The organism is Streptomyces sp. NPDC059718 (assembly GCF_042733315.1).
GTDB lineage: Bacteria > Actinomycetota > Actinomycetes > Streptomycetales > Streptomycetaceae > Actinacidiphila.
Window position 1 is genome coordinate 1,678 of record NZ_JBHWGA010000110.1, and the last position, 5,766, is coordinate 7,443.

Below are 5,766 nucleotides of genomic sequence, written 5' to 3' on the forward strand. Positions count from 1 at the left end.
AGGTCGATCAGACCTGTGATCAGCTTCTGCCACACCAGCCGGTAACCGACCTCGGGGAACAGGCACATCGCGAGCACGAAGTACACCCCGACCCGGCGGCGCAGGTCACGCAGGGCTTTCGTGCTGGGCGTTGCCACGTCGAGGTCGATCAGACCTGTGATCAGCTTCTGCCACACCAGCCGGTAACCGACCTCGGGGAACAGGCACATCGCGAGCACGAAGTACACCCCGACCCGGGAGGGCAGGTCCCGCAGCCTGCGCTGCACACTCCGGGTCTCTTCCAGGACCGCGTCGACCAGCTCGAACGGCAGAACCTGGGTCAACTCGCCCAGATGGCCGGGAGCGAAGCGGCCCCCGGCCACGGTGAGGCTTCGGGTCACGGTCGTCAGACCGGGCGGCAGGGCACAATGGCATGCAGGCAACGGAGCTCCGTAACGGCAGAAGTCTTGGCGGACTACCTGCTCCAACGGGACTCCGTTGCCCTTGTTCCCTGCTCCGTCACGGAACACCCACCAACTCGCTTGCCACCAGCCCGAATCCGTTAACTACCCGGCCTTGGGTCAAGGCCCGGGACCTCGCACGATGGATCAACCCCATTGTGAGGGGCTGGATGCAGTACTTCGGGGCCTTCTACGTCTCGGCACTGCATCCCCTCCTGGAACGCATCAACGCCTACCTGATGCGGTGGATGCGAAAGTAGTTCAAACGGCTGCGGGGACGAAGAAAGGCCCAAACCGCATGGAACCAGGCCATCGGGAGGCGGCCGAGGTTCTTCGCGCCTGGGCCTGGACCACCCACGTCCCCCGCGTCTGGTGACCAGAGCCACAAGAGCCGCATGACGAGAGATCGTCACGTACGGATCTGTGAGGGCCGAGGGTTGAGACTCCCCTCGGCTACTCGGCTACTCGGCTACCGAACCCGGAACGGTTCATCTGCGACCGGTGGGCAAGGACTGCCTGGTCGCTTTCGGCGGCAACCTCTACTCGGTCCCGGCCCGCAAGGTCCGCCCGCGCCAACTGGTGGAGATCCGGGCCACGAAGTCCCAGGTCATGCTGCACTCCACCGCCCCCGATGCCGGTGGGGAGACGTTGCTGGCCGTGCACCCGCGGGCGGTCGGCCGTGGCGTCCGCGTCGTGGAGGAGAAGCACTGGGACGGGCTGCCCACCGGCAAGGGACGCTGGGTCACCACCGGCGAGGTCCCGGTACGGCCCCGCCCGCAGCCCTGCGGCGAGGAGGCCGGACCCTTGCAGGCCCTGCTGAACCGGGCCGCGGCCACCCGCGTTGAGGTCGGCCTCCGGCCCCTGTCGCTCTATGACGAACTGACCGGCACCCGCCCCTTCACGACCTACCCGAGTACGAAGGAATCGTCTTGAGCGAGCTGGTCAGCACCCGCATCCGCACCACGGCCGGCAAGCTCGGCCTGCCCCACCTGACGGAAACCATCAACGAGTACACCCGGCGGGCCTACGAGGGGAAGCTGGGCTATCTCGACTTCCTCGACCTGGTGCTGTCCGAAGAACTGGCCGTGCGCGATGACCGGCGTTTCCGCCAGGGCCTGCGGCTGTCGAGGCTTCCGCACCACAAGACGCTGGACGAGTACGACTTTTCGTTCCAGCCCGACCTCGACCCGCGCAAGGTCAAGGACCTCGCCACCCTCTCCTTCGTGGAAGCCAGGGCGAACGCGGCGTGCGCTTCTCGAAGGCGGTCAGCTTCTTCGCGTCCCGGCGCGAGGGTTTGACCCGGCGCACGATCAGCCGCATCCGCGCAGGCCAGCCGGTCAGGTTACGGACCCCGGTCAGCTCGGCGGCCGGGTAGGAGACACAATCCCCGTCGGGCCCTTTGAGGTCGTGGACCCCGCCGTCCTGCCGCAGCGCGGCCGTCCACACGTTCTCGGGCAGCAGCGCGATGGCCTGCTCGTCCGTGTCGTTGATCGCCCAGCCGGTCACCCAGCGTACCCGGTGTCGGCTGGTGGTCAGGGTCTGGAGGTGGTCGAGGACGTCGTGGCTGAAGGCCGCGCCGTCGATCCGGATCAGCAGCTTCGACCACAGCGGCAGCGGGAGTTGCCGCAGGGCCGCGGCCAGGACCGTCTTGTGGTCGGTGACGTCGTTGGACGATGCGTTGCCCGGCCGTAGCAGCATCGCGACGCACTCGCGGGTGTTGGCCACCCACGCCCCCAGCGGCATGTGCCCGAAGGTGCCCTTGAACGTGCCGGCCGCGCCTTCCTTCTTGCTGGTGCAGGTGACGATGGTCGCGTCCAGATTGAGGACGTACCAGCCGGTCAGCTCCCGCCCACACACCAAGATCCAGGGGTAGCCGCCGGGGCGTAGGGCCAGCAGTGTCCACACCACACGCGTATCGCGGCGCGGGCGCGTTCCGCCCGGGCCGCGACCGGGGCATCGATGGACGCCAGGGTGCTGTCGGAGACCGGGCGGGGGCCCAGTGGTACTGGAGTTGGGGTGCCGGTAAGAACGCTGTCACCAGCCGCAAACGGTGGTGATCAGTCCTCCGGCCCGGCGGGTCGGGGCGGTTCCGCCGTATTGGCCGACTTGGCGAGCGCGAGACGGCCGCCCTTCAGTTCGGGCAGGTAGTTGTAGATGGTGTTGCGGGAGACGCCGAGGAGTTTCGCGATCGAGGTGACGGTGTTCTCCGGGCGGGCGAGCAGGTCGCGTGCGTGGCGTACCTGTTCGTCGGTCAAGGCTGGCGGTCGGCCGAGGCGGACACCTCGGGCGCGGGCGGCGTCCAGGCCCTCGTTGGTGCCCTGGACGATGAGTTCGCGGATGAACTCTGCCAGGGCCGCGAAGACGTGGACGACCAGGCGCGCGCCGGGCGTGGTCGTGTCGAGCGCCTCGTGCAGCGAGGTGAAGCCGATGCCACGCTTGCGCAGGCCGGACACGATCGCGATGAGGTCCTGGATGGAGCGGCCGAGTCGGTCCAGTGACGGGACGACGAGGGTGTCGCCCTCGCGTAGGTAGTAGGGCCTTCCGAAGTTCCTCGCGTTCGGCGTTCTTGCCGGACTTCTTGTCGGCGAAGATCCGGATGCATCCGGCTTCGGTGAGTGCGTGGATCTGCCGATCGAGCAGCTGCCCCTTGGTGGACACGCGTGCGTATCCCACAAGACCGCCGGTCCGTACGGCTGGAACTGGGGAGAGGAGATCGGCGGTGTCGTCATCCTGGGGTGGCTGCACCTTCCAGATCGTACAGAAAAAGGTGCTCTTCAAGTTCTTGAGTACATGGACTTTCTGACACCGTTTTATGGGCATGATCCGGCGTCGATCCCGCCGTGCGCCGCCGCTTGCCGATCTTGCTCATATGCGTGGTGTCCATTCCGGCGGTCTCGCTACGATCGATTGTCCGTGGTCCCAGTGGACGGACCGGTTCACTGTGGGTACTGGAAGGGCGCATCCATGAGGCAGGCTCCGAAGCCGTCGGCAGGCAATCCCGAGCGGCTCGAACGGGGACATCCGTTCCGTCAGTGGAAGACCTGGGAGATACCCGGTACCACGTTCACCCTCACAGGCTAGCTATTCGCGTGCGAACGACAAGACGTTCTTCCACATCCCCGAGCTGCGGTGCAGTCTGGACGCGGGGCTGTGTGAAGGACGTCAGGTGGATACGGTGCTGCTCACCCACACCCACCACGACCACGTAAAAGACCTGGACTTCCTCGCCTCCCGGGCGGGTACCGACATCTACCTGCCGGTTGGAGCCGTGCCCTACGTAGAGTCCTTTCTGCGGGCGTCGGCGAAGCTGAACCACGGGGCGGGGTACGACCCGGGCCTTGCCGGCGGCTACCGGTTGCACGGGGTACGGCAGGGCGACGAGTTCACCATCGGGCGGCGGGCACATCGTGTGCGGGTGGTGGAGTGCGAGCACAAGGTGCCCTGCGTGGGGTACGCCGTCTCCGAGGTCGGCAAGGCGCTGCGGCCCGAGTACGAGGAGCTGCGCCGCTTGCTGGTCGAGGAGGGGCGGGGCGGGGAGTTCGGGCGGATCGTGGCGCAGGGGCGCAGGGAAGGTACCGAGGTCGAACAGGAGGTGCTGCGGCCGCTGTTCGTTTTCCTCGGCGATACCCACGTCAGCGTGTTCGAGGGGAACCCGTGGCTGTTCACGTATCCGGTGATCGTCACCGAGTGCACGTTCCTTCACGACAGCGAGCTGGAGCGGGCGGATCGGGTCGGGCACACCGTCTGGAGCCGCCTCCGCCCCGTGGTCGAGGCACATCCCGGGACCCTGTTCGTCCTGACCCATTTCAGCCTGCACCACTCGGAGCAGGACATCCTCGACTTCTTCAGGAGGGAGGGCAGGGGTTCCGGCGGCGGGCGCCTGGACAACCTGGTGCTGTGGGTGCACCCCGAGAGCCTGCTCCCCGAACAGCACCAGCACGGCAGCACGTAACCGTGAAGGGCCTGCTGAAGGAGGACGCCTCACAAGGCAGCGCGATGTAGCGACATGATGTTGACGAGAGGGAGGCGGACCATCTGGCTTCCTTTTCCCTCCCATCGCTCCTTCTGACCGTGCCCACGCTTCACGCATGCTCAGTTGACTGCTGGTCGTCGGCATCCGTCGCAGCTCTGGGGCCCGGAAGTTTGACCGCAGCAAGGTCGAGGCGGGTGTCCATGTCGAGGTTGACCTCCCCGTAGGGGCGGACGTGGGACCAGAAGAGCGGGGTCAGGCCGCGCCGATCGGCAGGCGTGAGAAGCTCGGCCCACTCCGGCTCGCCGAGGATGTCCTGGAGCATGAGGGGTTCACGTAGACCAGGGCGGACTGAAGGATGCGCAGACACAGCACGAACATCTCCTCTTCGTCGCGCCGGTTCGAGGCGATCTCCCCGCCCTTGCCGTAGGCGATCACAGAGTTGGCGCCGTTGGAGGGGTCCATGACGTTCAGGCCCGGCCCTCCTCGATCTCCCGATGGAGGTCCCGCAGCCGCAGGTAGCGGGCCATGAAGATGGTCTTCTGAGCGCGGCCGACCTCCAGCATCGCCGCGTAGGTGGGGTGGGAGGCGTTACGGGTGAAGCGCCAAAGGATCGCCTCGGTCGACGCGGTACGGGTCCGGATGGCGGTGGCATACTTGATCATCTGGTCATACTGCTGGGCGATGAGTTCACAGCGGATCGGCCGGGTCAGCGCCGGGGGCAATTGCGGGTAAGCATCCGGTTCGCCGGCCACCGGCCGGTACAGCTTCACCTTGTTGACCCGCTTGATACGCGGCATTACGACAGATGTATGGACGCGCAAGCCTCCCGCTCCTCCGCAAACGAGTCCTCCTTGCATGACGCCGCGTCATCGCTTCACGAAAATCTTGACTGAACCCATCGAGAATCCGGCCTCGTCTTCGAAGACGAGCCAGGCCCCGAGCGCCGCCGCGGTGCTTCCACCTGCGGCCACGTCTCCTTGACCCACCCGGTCACCCGGTCCTCGTCACGTTCCAGCGCCCGCCGGGCCGGAACCTGATGGCTCCAGCCATGACGCCGCAGCATCAGGGCGATGCCCGACAGGGTGAGGCTCTTGTGGAAGCGGCGCCCGATCAGCGTCTTGATCCGTGACAGCGTCCAGGTCTGGTCCGGCCAGCCGTGCGCGACCGGCCCCTTGGCCAGTTCCTCCTCGAGCACCGCGAACAACCTGTCGCTCAGCTTCGGCAGGGACACCGGACCCGACGACCGCAATCCTACGGTGCCGGCGTCCAGCCAGGCCCGGCGCCAGCGCTGCACCGAGCGCACACTGACCCGTAAGTCCTTGGCGACCTCCGCGTTGGAGGCGCCCGCGGCAA

The 5,766-nt window shown here is 66.9% G+C and carries 8 protein-coding genes and 4 pseudogenes; 4 read left to right on the forward strand and 8 right to left on the reverse strand.

Annotated features, from left to right (window positions below; all coding sequences use genetic code 11):
- Window positions 1–380 (reverse strand): transposase domain-containing protein (locus ACFV3E_RS46135; protein WP_500542481.1); only part of this gene is annotated, 380 nt, incomplete at its 3' end.
- Window positions 381–412: 32 nt separating this feature from the next.
- On the opposite strand from ACFV3E_RS46135, the gene ACFV3E_RS46140 reads away from it, so the two are divergent.
- From ACFV3E_RS46140 to ACFV3E_RS46150, 3 genes and pseudogenes are all read left to right on the forward strand, one after another.
- Window positions 413–700, forward strand: coding sequence for a group II intron maturase-specific domain-containing protein (locus ACFV3E_RS46140; RefSeq protein WP_500542483.1), 288 nt, complete (start codon window positions 413–415; stop codon window positions 698–700).
- Between the two features lie 223 nt (window positions 701–923).
- A pseudogene (locus ACFV3E_RS46145) lies at window positions 924–1,373 on the forward strand (Mu transposase domain-containing protein); the annotation flags it as partial.
- Window positions 1,370–1,687 (forward strand): annotated as a pseudogene (locus tag ACFV3E_RS46150) (ATP-binding protein); the annotation flags it as partial. The pseudogenes ACFV3E_RS46145 and ACFV3E_RS46150, both read left to right, overlap by 4 nt.
- Here ACFV3E_RS46150 and ACFV3E_RS46155 read toward each other — a convergent pair.
- The 4 genes and pseudogenes from ACFV3E_RS46155 to ACFV3E_RS46170 form a co-directional block, all read right to left on the reverse strand.
- Complete coding sequence (locus tag ACFV3E_RS46155) at window positions 1,638–2,348, reverse strand: transposase (RefSeq protein WP_500542485.1); 711 nt, start codon at window positions 2,346–2,348, stop codon at window positions 1,638–1,640. The pseudogene ACFV3E_RS46150 and the gene ACFV3E_RS46155 overlap by 50 nt on opposite strands.
- 149 nt (window positions 2,349–2,497) lie before the next feature.
- Window positions 2,498–3,073: a recombinase family protein gene (locus ACFV3E_RS46160; protein WP_500542497.1), complete on the reverse strand. Its 576-nt coding sequence runs from the start codon at window positions 3,071–3,073 to the stop codon at window positions 2,498–2,500.
- Window positions 3,033–3,185: pseudogene (locus ACFV3E_RS46165) on the reverse strand (recombinase family protein); the annotation flags it as partial. The pseudogene ACFV3E_RS46165 and the gene ACFV3E_RS46160, both read right to left, overlap by 41 nt.
- Window positions 3,166–3,309 (reverse strand): hypothetical protein, encoded by a 144-nt coding sequence (locus ACFV3E_RS46170; protein ID WP_500542487.1) that lies wholly within the window; start codon window positions 3,307–3,309, stop codon window positions 3,166–3,168. The pseudogene ACFV3E_RS46165 and the gene ACFV3E_RS46170, both read right to left, overlap by 20 nt.
- 297 nt (window positions 3,310–3,606) lie before the next feature.
- Between ACFV3E_RS46170 and ACFV3E_RS46175 the strand changes: the two genes are divergently transcribed.
- The gene (locus ACFV3E_RS46175) at window positions 3,607–4,392 is read left to right on the forward strand and encodes an MBL fold metallo-hydrolase (protein WP_500542489.1); all 786 of its coding nucleotides are present in this window, start codon (window positions 3,607–3,609) and stop codon (window positions 4,390–4,392) included.
- A 273-nt stretch (window positions 4,393–4,665) separates the two neighbouring features.
- Here the strand turns inward: ACFV3E_RS46175 and ACFV3E_RS46180 are convergent, their stop codons facing one another.
- The 3 genes and pseudogenes from ACFV3E_RS46180 to ACFV3E_RS46190 all read right to left on the reverse strand — a co-directional run.
- Window positions 4,666–4,875 carry a Tn3 family transposase gene (locus tag ACFV3E_RS46180; RefSeq protein WP_500542491.1) on the reverse strand — a complete coding sequence of 70 codons (210 nt, stop codon included), beginning with the start codon at window positions 4,873–4,875 and terminating at the stop codon, window positions 4,666–4,668.
- A gap of 5 nt (window positions 4,876–4,880) precedes the next feature.
- Window positions 4,881–5,210: a Tn3 family transposase gene (locus ACFV3E_RS46185; RefSeq protein WP_500542493.1), complete on the reverse strand. Its 330-nt coding sequence runs from the start codon at window positions 5,208–5,210 to the stop codon at window positions 4,881–4,883.
- A gap of 113 nt (window positions 5,211–5,323) precedes the next feature.
- Window positions 5,324–5,766, reverse strand: a pseudogene (locus tag ACFV3E_RS46190) (winged helix-turn-helix domain-containing protein); the annotation flags it as partial.